A 15,327-nucleotide genomic window follows, 5' to 3' on the forward strand; every position below is an offset into this window, starting at 1 on the left:
GAACCATCTTGACTTCCATGATCGACGACATTCTTAAGCAGCAACGGCAATTGGAGGACATGATTGGTGGCGACGCTACGATGCGGGAAGTCCTGCGGCAGGCAAATTCCACTCAAGCCCTGTACCACCAACTCGTTCTTTCCAGCTCGTTCGCTCGCACCTTCGCCGACGCACATCTCGGCTCCACCACGGCGCGGATTTTCATCAAGCAAATGGAAGAACATTCCGCCGCAGCGCGTCTCGCGGCGGGCTACGACCACGGCACGTCCGAAGCTGTCAGGTCTCTCGCGGCGGGCTACGGCGAGTCGGGAGTTGGTAGGTCGCTCACGCAGTGGCAAGAGCTTGTCGGGAGTACCGCGCTCGCCAACGTGCTGATGAGCATCGACAGGAGCGCACTTTGTTTCGCCCAACAGGCAAAGGAATGGTCGGGTGCCTCAGCCTTGGCCAAGGAACTGGACAAAACGCGGCAGATGATGCTGCAACCCGAATGGGCATTCTTGACTGGCTCCGCAGCTAGGGCCGCTCAGGAGCAACTACTCGGGCTTTACGACACGCAATCGGTCTATCAGCAGCTCCTCAAACAGATGGAGTATTTCGCGGCATCGGACGCGACTCCGCCCGATGAGGAGGCGGAAAGCTATTTCCAAGTCATTAAGGGCTACCTGGCCAACGCTTTCAAGGGCGTCACACATATCAGCCCTGGGGAATGGTTCGCCATAGTCCATCTTCTGTTCGGCGTAATGATGGAAATACATATGCTCCATGCGCTTCAGGCGGTCCAGGGTCAGCTCTCTGAGGCGAAAACCAAAGTCTCAACGCTGGAAGACCGTGAGAAACACACGGCGGCAGTGGTCGATGCACTCACCGCCAAGCTGGACGCCTTGATGGAGGAGATAGCTGAACAGAAGGAGGCTTCTCAGTCGGTAAAATGGGCGGCCCGAGGAAACCTCGTCGTCGTTCGCGCGCGGCTGCAGAGTGGCCCCAAAGTTATCGGCGCGCTACTTCCCTTCCAAGTCGTGACGCAGATCGGTCACGAAGGAAAATGGATTCAGGTTGAATTTCAAGATCACAAATCGGGTGTCGCGCGTCAGGGATGGGTGATGAAAAAGCATCTTGAGCGCATCACACCCACAAGGCGGCCCCGCTAGCTAGAGCGCGCGCGGCGTACGTGTCGCAGACCTTGAGGCTCCCGGTGTTGAAGCCAGTGCGGAACTATCGGACCCGCTGTCGCCTGTCGAGGAGAGCAAACGTGCGGATGGCAGTGGACATGGTGTTTTCGACGCATGCGCGGGACGGTCAAACCTCTTGACCGAATAGACAAATCCCGTAATTGTTTGGTTTAACTAGACTTTTCGGCGTTCCCGTCGTGCCACCCAGACGCGGCACGAAGGCGCGACGATACGAAAGGCACAAGCTCTGAACAGCCCACAACAAGTCAGGAGCTTTGGAGAATTTGGCCCGCTGAGACCGGGTTTCTGGACTGTGGCGGAACCGCGCAGTCAGGAGGTAGACGCAAAAAACCCCGCGTAGCGCGGGGTTCTGTGCGACTTCCAATCGTCGAGAGACTTTTGGAAATCAGGATTCTGGCGGAGAGAGAGGGATTCGAACCCTCGATGCAGGTTTAAGCCCACATAACGCCTTAGCAGGGCGCCACCTTCGGCCACTCGGTCATCTCTCCGGGAAGGCGAATTTTACATGGTCGGGGCAGGTTTTGGGGGCGGTTCTCCGGAACCGGCCGCTACATCAGGGTCTTCGCAAACCAGGTGTAGATGAAAGCCCAGGTATAGGCGGTCTGCGCGGGCGTCGTGCCGGAGCCGTGGCCGCCCTCGGTGTACTCGAAGTAGGTGGTGTCGTAGCCGAACTGCTGCATGCGCGCGGCCATCTTGCGCGCGTGGCCGGGATGCACGCGATCGTCGCGCGTGGAGGTCAGAATGAGCATCTTCGGGTACACGCGCCCGCGCAGCACGTTCTGGTAGGGCGAGTACTTCGAAATGAACGCCCAGTCCTCGGGCTTGTCGGGGTCGCCGTATTCCCCCATCCACGAGGCGCCCGCGAGGAGCTTGTGGTAGCGCTTCATGTCCATGAGCGGGACCGTCGCCACCACCGCACCGAAGAGTTCGGGGCGCTGGAGCATGGTGGCGCTCACGAGGAGGCCGCCCTGGCTGCCACCCAGGATGCCCAGCTTCGCGGGCGAGGTGACCTTGCGCCTGATGAGGTCCTCGGCGACTGCCGCATAGTCATCGTGCGTCTTCTGGCGCCCTTCGCGCCGCGCCACCTGGTTCCACGCCGGCCCGAATTCGCCGCCGCCGCGCAGATTGGAAAGAACCCACACGCCGCCCTTCGCGAGCCACCCGTTGCCGACGAACGCGGAGTAGCTGGGCACCTGCGAAATCTCGAAGCCGCCGTAGCCGTAGAGGATCGTGGGGTTCTTCCCTTCCAGCTTCGCGTCCTTCCTCATCACCTGGAAGTACGGGATCTTCGTGCCGTCCTTGGACGTGGCCTCGTGCTGCGTGACTTCGAGGCCCGTGGCGTCGAAGAATTCCGGAAGGCCCTTCAGTTTCTCGCGGCTGTCCGTCCCGCCCTTCGCGAAATGCAGCGTCGTGGGGGTCGTGAACCCGGTCACGAAGAGGAAATAGTCGTCCGACTCGCGGCGATCCCAGGCCGTGGCGCCCAGCGTGACGAGCTTCGGCGCATCGACATCGCGCCGCGCCCACTTGCCATCGGGGCCGCGCCGCAGCTCGACCAGGCGGCTCGCGACGTTGTCCAGGAGGTTCAGGAGCACGATCGACTTCATCGTCACGAAGGACGCGAGCGAGACGCGCGGCCCGGGCGTGAAAAGCACGTCGAAGTCGGTGCCGCTGTCGAGGAACTTCTCGAAATCCATGGCCAGGAGCTGGCCCGCCACGTAGACGTTGCCGGCGAGCTTCCAGTCCTCGCGCAGGCGGACGAAGAGCATGCCGCCGCTCACGGAGGCATCGACCGTGTCGGGAAGCTCCAGCTTCACGAGCTTTCCGTCTCGCACCACGAACGCTTCGCTGCGTCGCGTGGAGATCGCGCGCGTCATCATCTCGACGCGGGAGCCCTTCTCGTGGGTAACCGTGGGCCAGGCGCCGATGTCCTCATCGGAAACCTGGAAGATCACGGGTGCGTCCGCGAGCGCCTGGCCGCGCGCCACGCGCTTCACCCCTCGCGGATAGCCCGAACGCGTCATGGTCCCGGGGCCGAAATCGCGCGCGGCGTAAATCGTGTCCGCATCGATCCAGGCCACGCCGCCCTTGGACTGGGGCAGCCTGAACCCGCCCTCGACGAAGGCCTTCTTCACCAGGTCGAATTCGCGCACTTCCACCGCATCGCTGCCGCCGCGCGAAATCGACACGAGGCAGCGCTCGTACTTCGGGTACAGGCACGCGGCGCCCTTCCAGGCCCATTGCTCCTTGTCTGCCGCGGAGAGCGTGTCGAGGTCCAGCACCGCCTCCCACGCTGGTGTTGCCTTCCGGTATTCCTCGAGCGTCGTGCGCCGCCACAGGCCGCGCGGGTTGGCTTCGTCCTGCCAGAAGTTATAGACGTAGGGGCCCAGCTTCGAGATGGCCGGGATGCGGTCGCGCGACTGGGCGATCTCGGTGAACCTGTTGCGCAGCACGGCGAAGCCGGGCTCCTTCTCGATCGCGGGCCGGCTCTTTGCGTTCTGGTCTTTCACCCAGGCCATGGCCTTTTCGCCCGTGATCTCCTCGAGCCACAGGTAGGGGTCTTCCGGCTCGGCGAAGGCGGGGGCGGCGAAGGTCATGGCAAGGACGAGGAGGATTCGCTTCATGGGCGTGGGGCTCCGGAAAATGCGAATCAAAAAAAGGACAGACCCCTTTTCCGAAAAAGGGGGCTGTCCCCGTTTTTGATTCAGGACTTCATGCGCTCTTCGGTGGCGGGCTTTTCGAGCTCGAAGGCGCGGTGCAGAACGCGCACGGCGAGCTCCATGTACTTCTCGTCCACGACCACGGAGGTCTTGATCTCGGAGGTCGAGATCATCTGGATGTTGATGCGCTCCTCCGACAGCGTACGGAACATCTTCGAGGCGATGCCTGCGTGCGTTCGCATGCCGATTCCCACGAGCGAGACCTTGGCGATCCTGTCGTCGCCCACGATCGAGCGCGCGCCGATGGCGGGCTTCACCGTCTTCTCGAGGAGGTCCATCGCGCGCTTGAACTCGCTCCGATGCACGGTGAACGAGAAGTCCGTCAGCCCCTCGATCGAGGCGTTCTGGATGATCATGTCCACGTCGATGTTCGCGTCCGCCACCGGCCCGAGAATCGCGTAGGCGATGCCGGGGCGGTCGGGCACGCCCACGATCGTGATCTTCGCCTCGTCCCGGTTGAAGGCGATGCCGCTGATGATGGCCTGTTCCATGTTCTGGTCTTCCTCGAAGGTGATGAGCGTGCCCATGTCGGCCGAGTTCACGTCGGTGAACGACGACAGCACCCGCAACTTCACTTTGTACTTGCCGGCGAATTCCACGGCGCGGATCTGCAGGACCTTCGACCCCAGCGAGGCGAGCTCGAGCATCTCCTCGAAGGTGATCGTGTCCAGGCGCCGCGCCTCGGGCACCACGCGCGGGTCGGTCGTGTAGACGCCGTCCACGTCAGTGTAGATCTGGCACTCGCCGGCCTTGAGCGCCGCTGCGATCGCGACCCCCGTGGTGTCCGAGCCGCCGCGGCCGAGCGTCGTGATATTGCCCCTGTCGTCGATGCCCTGGAAGCCCGCCACGACGACCACGCTGCCCTCGGCGAGGTCATTGCGGATGTTCTCCTCGTCGATCGAGAGGATGCGCGCCTTGGAATAGGCGTCGTCCGTGAGGATGCGCACCTGGAAGCCGGTGTAGCTCTTCGCCTTGACGCCCATCCGGTGCAGGGCGATGGCGAGGAGCCCGATCGAGACCTGCTCGCCCGTCGAGGCGATGACGTCGATCTCGCGGGGATCTGGCTCGGGGTTCAGCTCCTTCGCCAGGGCGAGGAGACGGTTCGTTTCGCCGGACATGGCCGAGACCACGACGACGACCTGGTGGCCATCCTTCACGAACCGCTCGACCCGGCGCGCGACCTCGCGGATGCGCTCGGGGCTGCCCATGGAGGTGCCGCCGTATTTCTGGACGATGAGGGACACGGGGATCTGCTTCTGGCGATTGATGCGGGAGCGCCATTTTACCCCGGCCGAGCGGGGAATGGTGCGCCGCACAATCCGCCGATCCGGCGGTGTCAGGCACCATGCCAGCGGCACCACGCCAGCGTGGAGCGGACTAGCGGGTATCGGTCGCGAGGACGCGCAAGTCCTCCGCGAAGACGCTCTTGGCCCGCGTCTCGCGCAGCTTGCCGAGAAAGGCCACCTTGATGGCGTCGTTGCCGGGCCAGACAGTCTCCAGCCAGTTCATCCCGGCGGCCGCGTACCCGGTGTACGCATAGCGGTTCATCTCCGCAGCCACGGCGGTGAGAACGCCCGTTTCGACATAGTCGTCCCACTTGATCTTGTCGGCCGAGCGCGCGCCCTTGATCTCGCGCAGCTTGGCCTGGATGTCCGTGGTGCGCGCCTTGCGGCTGGCGCCCGCGAACTCCCCGCACCTCTCCTTGAGCCAGGGGTTGGCCGTGGCCGCGGGCTGCGCGCAGACGGGCGGCGGCATGCCAGGCAGGCGCGTTCGCATCAGGTCCTGCGCGAACTGGAACCGCCCCTTGGGACTCACCTCCAGGACGACGACGGGGAAGTACGAACTGGAATACGGCGCGAACACGTTGGCCGAGGAGTCGTCGGCGGAAATCATCACGGGCGCCTTGCGCCCGGGCAGTTCGATGAAATCGGTGCCGCCCACGTTCCGGGCCGGATACACCGCAAGGCGCTTCACCTGCGGCTTGAGCCGGTACACGTAATGCGTGGTGCAGCAGTGCGCGCCTCCGGAGTAGCCGGAGAAATGCAGTAGCGGCTGGCCGCTGCCGTCCAGGTCGCGGCCGAGTGAGTGCAACGTGAATCTCTGCGTGGGCTCCACCAGTTCCTTCGCGTTCGATTGCCAGGCGAGCTTGCCCTTCGCGAAGACCACGACACGTTCCTGCGCCTCGACGGGATCCTTCGCCCCCTTCACCTTGGCGACGATGGCCTCGTACTCCTGGAACTCCTTGCTCGCCGCGGATTCGAGGCCCTGGGACTCGAGCCAGGCCTTGCTGTCGGGCGCGGTGGCGGGGGCGGCGGGAGGCGCGGCGACGACGGACAGGCCGGTGATGCAGGCGGCGAGGGCAGTCAGGACGCGGCGCATGAGAATTTCTCCAGGGATGGTGGCGGAGGGTGTGAGATTCGAACTCACGAACAGGTTACCCTGTTGCCGGTTTTCAAGACCGGTGCCTTAAACCGCTCGGCCAACCCTCCGAATTCGGAAATGAATTTTACCTTGAACGGCTCGATTGACCGGGATCAACTGCGGAACGTTGACAGGGGCAAGCGCTCCGCAGAAACCTATCGGTTAGGATATAATGCCCACGTTGTTCCTCGTCGGACCCTACCGCGTGATGGTATTTATCAACGACCACGGCCCGGCGCACGTGCACGCGATCGGCGCCAACGGCCATGCCAGGTTCCGGTTGGGGTCGGTTCCCGAAAACGTGATGTTGATGGAAACCCGCGGCATCCCCGTTGCCAGTCTTAGACGAATCGCGGTGGCTATCATGGACCGTCACAACGAGTGCCGGAAGAACCGGGAAAAGCACCATGGCAAGCAAAGCACAAATCGCCAAGGCCGTTGACGCTCGCCTCGCAGCGGCGGTTGCCGCCGGCGCGGAGCGCCGCAAGCGAGGAGACCTCGCCGTGTCGGTACGCTATGAGCCGCGACGGAAGCGACTCCACATCGAGCTTGCCTCGGGAGTTGCCGTGGATGTACCCGTCATCGCGGTGGAGGGATTGGCCGCCGCCAAGCCGATCGTGATCAGGAGGGTCGAGATTGTCGGCAAGGGCCATGGACTGTACTGGCCGAGCCTCGACCTCGACATCAGCGTGCCGGACCTCGTCGCGGGTTGTCTTGGCACGAAGACATGGATGACGGCGCTCGCGCGACAAGCCGGTCACGCGACGTCGCCCGCCAAGTCCGCCTCATCCCGGGCAAACGGCAGAAAGGGCGGGCGTCCACGAAAGGTCGAAGTCGCCCGCATGTCGGCAGCCGTGAAGCAAATCACCCAGCCAACGTCACGCAGCGATAACCCATTGTAGATACAGGCATTTTTTCGGCCAAGCCCATTCCCCGCCTTGCGCAGGGCCATTGCGCAAGACAATGCCTGTACTCTTGAAACTTCCGCTGCCAATCCCTACTCTAACCCTTGGTCAATCGTGACCGGCACTCATAACCGACTGGAGCCTGACTTATGCAAGAAGCCCCGATGATCACGCCCGCCTCGCCGACGCAGACGATTGCGCAGGCGCAGAACCGGGTCCTGCGCAACACCTACGCCCTGCTGGCCCTTTCGATGGTGCCGACGGTGCTGGGCGCGTGGATCGGCGTGCAGATGAATTTCTCGTTCTTTCAGGCGAGTCCGGGCATCGGATTCATCGCCTTCATGGCGATCGCCTTCGGCTTCATTTTCGGCATCGAGAAAACGAAGAACAGCGGCTGGGGCGTGGCGCTTCTCCTGGGCTTCACGTTCTTCATGGGCCTCATGCTCTCGCGCATGCTGGGCGTGGTGCTGGGGCTCCGGAACGGCGCCAGCCTCATCGGCCTCGCTGGCGGCGGCACGGCGGTGATCTTCGCGATCATGTCGTCGGTCGCCTCGACCACGAAGCGCGACCTGTCCGGGATGGGCAAGTTCCTGTTCATCGGCGTGGTGCTGCTGCTGGTGGCGGCGTTCGCCAACATCTTCCTGCAGCTGCCGGCGCTGATGATCGCGATCTCGGTCATCGCGGTGGGCATCTTCTCCGCCTTCCTGCTCTATGACCTTAACCGCATCATCACGGGCGGGGAAACGAACTACATCTCGGCCACGCTCGCGGTGTACCTGAACCTCTACAACATTTTCGTGAACCTTCTCGCGCTGCTCGGCATCTTCGGCGGCAATCGCGACTGACGGGTCTCTGGATTCGCTTCAGGGGGCGGCTTCGGCCGCCCCTTGTCGTTTTGGAACCGATGTGCAGAAAGGGAGGGAGAAACCTCGCGACACGGATGAACACGGATAAAAGCGGATCGACGTGATGACGTCGAGAACGGTCACTCGTCTCGACGAGGGGCCATGACTATCCCTTGCCAATATCCGTATTCATCCGTATTCATCCGTATTCATCCGTATTCATCCGTATTCATCCGTGTTCATCCGTGTCCCTGCCTTTGGGTGGCGTCACTCCCCACTCTGTCGAACACCGCGATGCTCTCCACATGCCCCGTGTGCGGGAACATGTTGACCACTCCCGCCGCCAGCAACCGGTATCCCTTCACGTTCACCAGCACCCCCGAATCCCGGGCCAGCGTCGACGGGCTGCAGGAAACGTAGACGATGCGGGTCGGGGCGCCCGCATCGGGCAGCGCCTTGCAGATCTCCATCGCGCCATCGCGCGGCGGGTCGATGAGCAGCCTGTCGACCGGCCCCAGGCGCTGCAGCGCGCCCGGCGCATCCGTGTAGAGGTCGTAGGTGAGGAAGCTCGCGAGCGCCTCCAGACCATTGGCCCGCGCGTTTTCCTCGCCGCGCGCCGTGAGCGTCGCCGCGCCTTCCATGCCCACGACCTTCGCACCGCGTGAGGCGATCGCCAGCGTGAAATTGCCGAGTCCGCAAAACAGGTCTCCCACGCGCTCCCCCGGCTGCGGGTCGAGGAGGTCGATCGCGCGTTTCACCAGTGCCCGGTTCACGGCGGTGTTCACCTGCGTGAATTCCGTCGGGCGGAAGCCGATCGAGAGCCCGAATTCCGGCAACCGGTAATCGAGCGCCGGGGAATCCGCGGGGTAGAACGGGTGTGCGGTCTCCGGTCCCTTGGGCTGGAACCACCACTGGATTGCGTGGCGGTCGGCGAACGCCCGAAGCTTCGCGCAGTCCTCCTCGCCCACAGGATCCAGGTGACGAAGCACGAGAATGGTGACCGATTCGCCCACCGCCAGCTCGATCTGCGGCAGGCGTTCGCGAAGCGCCATGGTCGTGAACATCTCGCGCAGCGGCACGATCAGGTTCGAGACCGCCGGCGGCAGCACCTCGCAGGAGCGCACGTCGGCCACGAAGCTCGACTTGCGCTCGTGGAAGCCCACCAGCACGCCGCCCTTCTTGGCGACGAAATGCACGGAAAGGCGCGCGCGGTGGCGGTAGCCCCACGAGGGGCCCTGGATCGGGGGAAGCACCGATTCGGGCGTCACCTTGCCGATGCGCGCGAGGTTGTCCTCGAGCACGCGCTGCTTGGCGGCCACCTGCGCCGCCGGCTCCACGTGCTGCATCGCGCAGCCGCCGCAGGTGCCGAAGTATTCGCAGCGCGCCCGCACGCGCTGGCTCGATTCGACCAGCACCTCGGTCACGGTGGCCAGGTCGAAGTTGCCGCGGCTGCGCCGCCTCGAGAAGGCCACGCGCTCGCCCGTGATGCCGCCTTCGATGAAGGTGACCTTGCCATCGACGTGAGCGACCCCGATGCCCTCGTGGTCGATCGACTCGATCGTGGCGACGCCCGTCGCGGCCTGGCGCGGGGCCTCAGTCATCGCTCTCGCATTGCGTCGCGGGGATGCCGAAGACCTGCCGCGTGATCGATTTCGTGACGGTGACCCCGTTCACCGAGTAGGTGAGCGTGGCCGTGTCCCCGTCCGAGAACGCCACCCGCATCGATCCGACGGACGTCGGGGTGGCCGGCCGCCACGGATTGGCGTTGAACGGCGCGCCCGCCATCCGGTAGAGCGTGCCCTCGAAGGTACGCGTGCCGGGGTTACGGTCGCCTCGGGACATCACGAACCACAGGCTTCGCCCGTCCGCGCCATAGGTGAAGAGGGTGGCGAAGAGGATGTCGCCCTGATGGGCGAAATTGATGCCCCACCCGGACTCGTTCGCGTTCCACCACAGGTCCTGGAAGTTGTCCGCGTAGCTGCGGTCGAAGGCGGACCACGCGCAGGTCGTGCTGGTGGAGAAGCTCTGGCGCCGGACCTGTTTCGTGACCGCGATGCCGTCCACCGTGTAGGTGAGCGTGCCCGTGTTCGGCGCCGGGAAGGAAACCTGCATCGTGCCCACCCGGGCGAGGGAGATCGCGCTCCAGGGGCTCGCGTTGAACACGGGGCCGCTCGCGCGATAGAGATCGCCGCGGAAGCTCCCGTCACCCTGGAGCGCGCCCTCGGACATCACGAACCAGTCGGGCGCACCGTCGGCCCCGTACGTGAAGAGCGTGGCGAAGATGACCTGCCCCTGGTGGTTGAAGTTGATGCCCCAGCCCGACTCGTCCGGGTTCCACCAGAGATCCGTGTAGTTGTCCGTGACCGGCGAAAGCGACACGGCGAGCGAATACGGCCCGGTGCCGGCCGACTCCCAACGCGACACCGCGAGGTAATAGGTTCCCGCCTGCACGCGGTACGTGATGCCAAAATCGTTGGCGTTCGTCTGGGCGTCGTCGTTCGAGGCGAGCCGCTCGCCATCGGCATCCAGGAGCACCCCCACCGTATCCATCCCGCCCGACGAACGCACGATGAGCGTCCCCGGCGTCGTCACGGGGATTCGAAAGACGTCCACGTCGCCCGGATAGTCGATGCGCCCTGCGGCCACGGTCTCCGAGGCGCCGACCTTGAGCAGGCTCGCCTCCGTCGGCCGGTCGCCGTGGTCGTCGGCCACGGGCGGCGGGCTCGCCATGAGGCGGCGCGCGACCTGCGGATAGAAGACATCCAGCCGGTTATAGACCCCGAACAGGCCGAGGTTCGTGCACGACAACGCGCCGCTGGTGTTGGTCGTCGACGCCGACAGCACGCCGCGCAGCTGCAGCTCGCCATTGGTCATCGTGAAGAGCCCCGATCCGCTCGAGCCCCCCTGGATGATGCCGCGCGAGAACGCGGTGAGCCAGGCCGATTGCTCCCACTCCGGGAAGCGCGCCGCGCTGCTTATCGTCGCCTGCGCCCACTTCGACACGTCGCCGGCGGGATGCGAAATGCTGTACACCGACGCGCCCGGCGTGAGCTTCGTCGCGTTCCACCCGGAGAACGTGACGCCGGAGGGCGGCGCGGCGTTCATCACCAACAGCGTGTGGTCGGTATTGGGGTCGGAGAACTCGATCGTCATCCCCCCCGACACCTGCCGGTAGTCGGGGTTCCTCACGCCGCTGCCGCAGCCGGTGGCCTCGTAGAACCAGAAGCTCGTGATGCTCGTGGCGACATCGGCACGACCGATGCAGTGGTTGGCCGTGAGAAAGTAGGGCGTGGGGAACTTCTCGGTATTGATCAGCGTGCCGGTGCAGACGAAAGCCTGACCCCCGTCCACGAAGGAAATGCGCGCGACGCCTTTCTTGCGTTCTGCGATGGCCGCGTCAACAGCCGGGTCCCCGGTGCTGCAGGGCGTGTCGATCGTGCAGCTTCCGGCCGCCTTGGCGTCGAGGGGCCGGTCGAAATGCACGATCGCGCCCAGGCGCACGGTCCCCGCCACCAGGCGCGCGCGCGAGAACACCTCGACCGCCTGGACCGCGCCTTCCGTCCACGGGCCCCAGGCCTCGCCCGCACCCGCCGGAACCGACATCGACTCCACACGGCCGCCGCCATCGCGAACGCGGATCTCCAGCGCCCCGGTGCCCGAAAACACGAGGCGCGCCCGCAACCCCTCGGCGCCCGCCGAAGCGACATCGAACCGCGCGACGTAACCGCCCGCGACCGCCTGCCAGCCGACTTCGGCGAAGTCCTTCGGTGCTGCGCGCACGAATCCGACCTGCATGCGCCGACCGTCGTCGCCCGCCGCCGATTTCGCATCGATTTCGCCCCACCGGAACGTGGTGGCGGCCTCGGTCACGCGAAGCGCGGCGGGGCGCGTTTCCGGTGCGCTCCATTCGCGCCCCGGCATCTCGGGCGCCGCCATGGCGAGGACCGGCACGGCCAGGAGCGCAAGCGCCAGGCACCGGGCAATGCTCATGCGCGCCCTGCCAGCCGCTTGAAGCCGAGCCACTGCTGCCGCCAGAATCCCCGGCCGTAGTCGCGCCCGTGCAGCTGGTCGCGGATGCCCGTGGCCGGGAACTCGCGCGCCGTGTTGGCCGTGCCGAACAGGTGGTCCCAGACCGGGAACAGCACCGCGAAATTGCAGCCTCGGCTGCGGCCTTCGTGGCCCAGGCCGATGGCGTGGTGGACGCGGTGGAAACGCGGGCTCACGAGAAGCCGGTCCCCCGTGCGGCCGAAAGACATCCGGACATTGGCGTGCGAAAGACTTTCGACGGCCCGGGTGAGGGCCACGATCGCGACGAACTGGGCGGGAGCCACGCCCACGAGCAGCGCCACGACGGCGAGCACCGCGTCGGTCAGCACCATGTCGAGCAGGTGGTTGCGATCGTCGGTCCAGAACGTCATTCTGCGCTGGCTGTGGTGCAAGGCGTGCAGCGACCACCAGAAGCCGAACGTGTGCTGCGCGCGGTGCAGCCAGTACATCGCGAAGTCGATGACGACGAGATAGGCCAGGAAGGAAGCCAGCGGATGCGCGAGTAGCGCCGGGAAGGCATCCTCGAGTTTCGGCGGGATGAAGTCGTGCATCCGCAGCCACCCGTCCAGGCCATCCACGAACGGCAGCAGCAGGAAGAAGATCGCGAGGGGCAACAGGCCCAGTCGCACGAGGAGCGTGTAGATCATGTCCACGCGCACGGGCCTGCGGTCCGCCCACACCTCGACCGGGCGCCATTTCTCCAGTGCGCCGAGGACGACCGCGAGCACCGCCACCTCGATCGCGCCCACGAGGAAGATTTCCGTCGCGTCGAAGGCGGATTCGAGCCAGGTCACGAGGCCCAGCCGGAAGACGACAGGCTGCACCACCGACTCGAAGACGGCGTCATTCAGCCTCGCCCACAGCGCAATCAGTGCATCCACCGCTTGTCGTCCGCAAGACGCGCGAAGCACAGGCCCTTCGCCTTGAGGCCTGCGATGAGGCGATCGAGATGGGGCCACAGCGGGTCCTGCCGCGACCAGATGCCCAGGTGCCACAGGAGGATGTCGCCGTCCTTGATGTCGCGAAGCTGGCGCTCGATCAGCTTGTCGCCCGGGTAGCGGTCGGAGGGCAGCTCGTCGCCGCTGAACCCCGCGGGCGTCCAGTGCACGTGCGTGTAGCCGCAGCGCTTCGCGTACTCGATCGCCATCGGCGTGACGCGGCCGCCGGGCGCGCGCCACAGGCCGTCGAAGCCGCGGCCGGTCATGGCGCGGAAGGCTTCCTCGGGCTTCTTCAGTTCGGCGCAGAACGCCTGCGCATCGAGCATCTCGCCCTGCGTCGAGCCCTGCTGCGCATAGCGCACCTTGCCTGCCGCCGTGTCGCCCGCGAAGTACCAGTGCCGCCAGGTGTGCGAGCCGAAGGCATGGCCCGCGTCGGCCAGGCGCTTCCAGAAGGGAGCCCACGACGGATCGAGTGCGGTGTCGCCGCGCTTGGTCTTCTCGTTGGCCAGGAAGAACGTGGCCTTCACGCCGTGCTTGTCGAGGATGCCCGCGATTGCTTCCGCGGGTTCCATATTGCCGGTGTCTATCGTGAGATAGACCGTGCCCGTGCAGGGAGCGGCAACGGCGGCGGGCAGCGCCGCGAGGGCCGCGGCCGCGAACAGGTCGCGGATCCTCACTGGCGCGCCGCGTGCGACAGGAAGAAAAGGCCGTGCGGCGACTTGCCCACGGGGATCTGGTGCAGGATCTTCTTCGTCTCCAGGTCCACGACGGTCAGCATGCGGATCCAGCGCGTGGTCGTCCAGAGCTGCTTGCCGTCCTTCGTGATCTCCATGCAGTCGGGACCGCCCGGCACCGGGAAGGTCTCCTTCACTTCCAGCGTCTGCTGGTCGATCAGGGAAATCGTGTTGGCCATGCGATTGGAGAGGAACACGTGGCGGCCGTCGCCCTTGGCCGTGAAGTTGTGCGCGCCCAGGCCCGTCTTGATGCGCTTCACCATCTTGCGCTCCCTCCAGTCGTAGATCTCGAGGTGGCTTTCGCCCGTGATGCCGATGAGCAGATGCCGGTCGTCGGGCGTCATCCAGATGCCGGCGGGCTGCTTGCCGGTGGCCATCGTCCACAGCACCTCCTGCCTGTCGAGGTCGATGGCGACGAACTCATTCGCCTCCTGCAGCGTCACGAAGGCGACCTTGCTGTCGGCGCTGAAGGCGATGTGGCTGGGCACCTTGGGCAGCGCGAGGCGCTTGGCGAGCATGAAGGTGCCGGCGTGGTAGATGTCCACGCGGTTGAGCCGATTGGAGGCGGAGACGAACCACTTCCTGTCCGGCGAATAGCCGATCTGGTAGGGGTCGCTGATGTTCGGGACGCGCCGCAGGATCTCGCCCGTCTTCGGATCGAGGAACACGAGGTCGTTGCTCGTCGCGTTGGCGACGATGAGTTCGGTGTTGTCCGGCGTGGCCATGAGATGGTGCGGCTCCTTGCCCACGGGAATGCGCCTTTCTTCCTTGAGCGACACCGGATCGACGATGGAGATGCTGCCGTCGCCGGAATTCAGGACGATCACCTTCTCGCCCGGGCCGAACTCCGCAAGCGCGGCTCCGCCCCACGCGAGGGCGGCGACAAGAATCGCTTTCCCGAGATATTTCATGGGCTTATGCTACCATGCCGCGCATGATTGCTTCCCGTCTCCGCGGCCTCGAATGACTCGCGCACCGGTGCCGATCAACCACTGCAATGCCTGTGGCGCCAAGGTGGAATTCAAGGTCCCGGCGGGCGACACGCATGCGCGCGCCGTCTGCCCCGACTGCGGCAACATCCAGTATCAGAACCCGAAAGTGGTCGTCGGTTCCGTGGCGGTGTGGGAGGATCGCATCCTGCTTTGCAAGCGCGCCATCGAGCCGCGGCACGGAAAGTGGACGTTGCCGGCGGGCTTCATGGAGCTGAACGAAACGGCGACCGAGGGCGCGGCGCGCGAGGCGCTGGAGGAAGCCAACGCGAGGATCGACGTGGAGCAGCTCTACACGCTCTTCTCCGTGCCGCACATCAGCCAGGTCTACGTGCTCTTCCGCGCCAGGCTCCTGGACCTCGACTTCTCGCCGGGCGACGAGAGCCTCGAAGTGAAGCTCGTGCGCGAAGACGAGGTTCCGTGGGACGAGCTGGCCTTCGCAAGCGTGCGGCGGACGCTGGCGCACTTCTTCGAGGACCGCGCGACGGGCATGTTCCTGCCCCGCTTCGGCGAGATCCGCCCTCCCGAACGCTGATGTAAC

Annotated in this window: 13 protein-coding genes and 2 tRNA genes; 5 read left to right on the top strand and 10 right to left on the bottom strand. The window is 65.2% G+C overall.

The genetic code is table 11. The features are described 5' to 3' along the window. Window positions 1-17: 17 nt before the first annotated feature. Window positions 18-1,148: a hypothetical protein gene (locus IPP91_20170; GenBank protein MBL0144351.1), complete on the top strand. Its 1,131-nt coding sequence runs from the start codon at window positions 18-20 to the stop codon at window positions 1,146-1,148. A 436-nt stretch (window positions 1,149-1,584) separates the two neighbouring features. Here IPP91_20170 and IPP91_20175 read toward each other — a convergent pair. The 5 genes from IPP91_20175 to IPP91_20195 all read right to left on the bottom strand — a co-directional run bounded on the left by IPP91_20175 (window position 1,585) and on the right by IPP91_20195 (window position 6,396). Then, window positions 1,585-1,678, bottom strand: a tRNA-Ser gene (locus IPP91_20175). A 60-nt stretch (window positions 1,679-1,738) separates the two neighbouring features. Continuing rightward, window positions 1,739-3,811 (bottom strand): S9 family peptidase, encoded by a 2,073-nt coding sequence (locus tag IPP91_20180; GenBank protein ID MBL0144352.1) that lies wholly within the window; start codon window positions 3,809-3,811, stop codon window positions 1,739-1,741. 80 nt (window positions 3,812-3,891) lie between these two features. After that, on the bottom strand, window positions 3,892-5,151 hold the full coding sequence (locus IPP91_20185; protein MBL0144353.1) for an aspartate kinase: 1,260 nt from the start codon (window positions 5,149-5,151) through the stop codon (window positions 3,892-3,894). Between the two features lie 133 nt (window positions 5,152-5,284). Further along, window positions 5,285-6,286 (bottom strand): hypothetical protein, encoded by a 1,002-nt coding sequence (locus tag IPP91_20190; GenBank protein ID MBL0144354.1) that lies wholly within the window; start codon window positions 6,284-6,286, stop codon window positions 5,285-5,287. A 20-nt stretch (window positions 6,287-6,306) separates the two neighbouring features. Continuing rightward, window positions 6,307-6,396, bottom strand: a tRNA-Ser gene (locus IPP91_20195). A gap of 104 nt (window positions 6,397-6,500) precedes the next feature. Between IPP91_20195 and IPP91_20200 the strand changes: the two genes are divergently transcribed. The 3 genes from IPP91_20200 (at window position 6,501) to IPP91_20210 (ending at window position 8,078) form a co-directional block, all read left to right on the top strand. Then, window positions 6,501-6,770 carry a DUF4160 domain-containing protein gene (locus IPP91_20200; protein MBL0144355.1) on the top strand — a complete coding sequence of 90 codons (270 nt, stop codon included), beginning with the start codon at window positions 6,501-6,503 and terminating at the stop codon, window positions 6,768-6,770. After that, the gene (locus IPP91_20205) at window positions 6,736-7,230 is read left to right on the top strand and encodes a DUF2442 domain-containing protein (protein ID MBL0144356.1); all 495 of its coding nucleotides are present in this window, start codon (window positions 6,736-6,738) and stop codon (window positions 7,228-7,230) included. Before IPP91_20200 ends, IPP91_20205 begins: the two co-directional genes overlap by 35 nt. Window positions 7,231-7,397: 167 nt before the next feature. Next, window positions 7,398-8,078, top strand: coding sequence for a Bax inhibitor-1/YccA family protein (locus IPP91_20210; protein ID MBL0144357.1), 681 nt, complete (start codon window positions 7,398-7,400; stop codon window positions 8,076-8,078). Window positions 8,079-8,317: 239 nt separating this feature from the next. On the opposite strand, the gene rlmD is transcribed toward IPP91_20210, so the two are convergent. The 5 genes from rlmD to IPP91_20235 are packed head-to-tail and all read right to left on the bottom strand — an operon-like array spanning window position 8,318 to window position 14,708. Next, entirely contained in the window at window positions 8,318-9,679 is a 1,362-nt protein-coding gene (gene rlmD, locus IPP91_20215; GenBank protein MBL0144358.1) for a 23S rRNA (uracil(1939)-C(5))-methyltransferase RlmD, read from the bottom strand. Then, window positions 9,672-12,068, bottom strand: coding sequence for a trypsin-like peptidase domain-containing protein (locus IPP91_20220; GenBank protein MBL0144359.1), 2,397 nt, complete (start codon window positions 12,066-12,068; stop codon window positions 9,672-9,674). Before IPP91_20220 ends, rlmD begins: the two co-directional genes overlap by 8 nt. Next, entirely contained in the window at window positions 12,065-13,006 is a 942-nt protein-coding gene (locus IPP91_20225) for a sterol desaturase family protein (protein MBL0144360.1), read from the bottom strand. The genes IPP91_20220 and IPP91_20225 overlap by 4 nt, the downstream gene beginning before the upstream one ends. Continuing rightward, the gene (locus IPP91_20230) at window positions 12,994-13,740 is read right to left on the bottom strand and encodes a polysaccharide deacetylase family protein (GenBank protein ID MBL0144361.1); all 747 of its coding nucleotides are present in this window, start codon (window positions 13,738-13,740) and stop codon (window positions 12,994-12,996) included. Before IPP91_20230 ends, IPP91_20225 begins: the two co-directional genes overlap by 13 nt. Next, on the bottom strand, window positions 13,737-14,708 hold the full coding sequence (locus tag IPP91_20235; GenBank protein ID MBL0144362.1) for a YncE family protein: 972 nt from the start codon (window positions 14,706-14,708) through the stop codon (window positions 13,737-13,739). Before IPP91_20235 ends, IPP91_20230 begins: the two co-directional genes overlap by 4 nt. 73 nt (window positions 14,709-14,781) lie before the next feature. Between IPP91_20235 and IPP91_20240 the strand changes: the two genes are divergently transcribed. Then, window positions 14,782-15,321 carry an NUDIX hydrolase gene (locus tag IPP91_20240; GenBank protein MBL0144363.1) on the top strand — a complete coding sequence of 180 codons (540 nt, stop codon included), beginning with the start codon at window positions 14,782-14,784 and terminating at the stop codon, window positions 15,319-15,321. The last annotated feature ends 6 nt before the right edge of the window (window positions 15,322-15,327 follow it).

Source organism: Betaproteobacteria bacterium (assembly GCA_016720855.1).
Taxonomy (GTDB): Bacteria; Pseudomonadota; Gammaproteobacteria; order Burkholderiales; family Usitatibacteraceae; genus FEB-7.

Coding starts and splice junctions, on each gene's coding strand:
- IPP91_20210 (MBL0144357.1), top strand. CDS start 7,398: ATGATCACGCCCGCCTCGCCGACGCAGACGATTGCGCAGGCGCAGAAC.
- IPP91_20170 (MBL0144351.1), top strand. CDS start 18: ATGATCGACGACATTCTTAAGCAGCAACGGCAATTGGAGGACATGATT.
- IPP91_20235 (MBL0144362.1), bottom strand. CDS start 14,708: ATGAAATATCTCGGGAAAGCGATTCTTGTCGCCGCCCTCGCGTGGGGC.
- IPP91_20180 (MBL0144352.1), bottom strand. CDS start 3,811: ATGAAGCGAATCCTCCTCGTCCTTGCCATGACCTTCGCCGCCCCCGCC.
- IPP91_20205 (MBL0144356.1), top strand. CDS start 6,736: ATGGCAAGCAAAGCACAAATCGCCAAGGCCGTTGACGCTCGCCTCGCA.
- IPP91_20220 (MBL0144359.1), bottom strand. CDS start 12,068: ATGAGCATTGCCCGGTGCCTGGCGCTTGCGCTCCTGGCCGTGCCGGTC.
- rlmD (MBL0144358.1), bottom strand. CDS start 9,679: ATGACTGAGGCCCCGCGCCAGGCCGCGACGGGCGTCGCCACGATCGAG.
- IPP91_20200 (MBL0144355.1), top strand. CDS start 6,501: ATGCCCACGTTGTTCCTCGTCGGACCCTACCGCGTGATGGTATTTATC.
- IPP91_20190 (MBL0144354.1), bottom strand. CDS start 6,286: ATGCGCCGCGTCCTGACTGCCCTCGCCGCCTGCATCACCGGCCTGTCC.